This window comes from Clostridium ihumii AP5, from assembly GCF_000612845.1.
Classification (GTDB): Bacteria; Bacillota; Clostridia; order Clostridiales; family Clostridiaceae; genus Clostridium_J; species Clostridium_J ihumii.
The window spans coordinates 1-829 of sequence record NZ_CCAT010000095.1; the positions used below are offsets into that span (position 1 = coordinate 1).

General features: G+C 36.4%; 1 protein-coding gene. It reads left to right on the forward strand.

The genetic code is table 11. The features are described from left to right. Nucleotides 1-777, forward strand: a 777-nt coding sequence (locus tag BN346_RS20270) for an IS256-like element ISEfm2 family transposase (protein ID WP_040330943.1), incomplete at its 5' end; no start/stop codon positions are given. Between the last annotated feature and the right edge of the window lie 52 nt (nucleotides 778-829).

The window sequence follows — 829 nt, forward strand, 5'->3', positions numbered from 1 at the left end:
TCCAACATGACTAAAGTGCTGACTGAAGAAGTAAATGCATTTAAAGTTAGAACTCTAAATGATAAGTATGTCGCTATTTTCATGGATGCTACTTATATTCCTTTAAAACGGCAAACCGTCTCCAAAGAAGCAATCTATATTGCCATTGGTATACGAGAAGACGGCACTAAAGAAGTACTAAGTTATGCGATTGCTCCGACTGAATCGACCTACGTTTGGAATGAGTTGTTACAGGACATTTACTCCAGAGGGGTTCATGATGTCTTACTGTTTATTACCGATGGCTTAAAAGGCACGAAAGATACGATTCACCAGATTTATCCTAAAGCTAAATACCAACATTGCTGTGTTCACATTTCCCGTAATATTGCTCATAAAGTACGTGTCAAAGATCGAAAAGAAATCTGTGATGATTTTAAGGCTGTTTATCAAGCTAGCTCAAAGGAAGAGGCAAATACCTTTTTAGGGAGTATGATTGAGAAGTGGCAGAAAACTTATCCTAAAGTGACGCAGTCACTGATAAAAAATCAAGATTTATTGACTTTTTATGAGTTTCCGCCTGGTATCCGCCGAAGCATTTACTCAACTAATTTAATCGAATCTTTCAATAAACAAATCAAGAAATACAGCCGCAGAAAAGAGCAGTTTCAAAATGAAGAATCACTAGAGCGTTTCCTAGTATCCATCTTTGATACATACAATCAAAAATTCTTAAATAGAAGCCATAAAGGCTTCCAACAAGTGACGGATACATTAGCTTCAATGTTTACTGAGTAACCCATTATTTTGCAGAAGGACGAGTTATTTACACAAAATTATTGACGCTCCC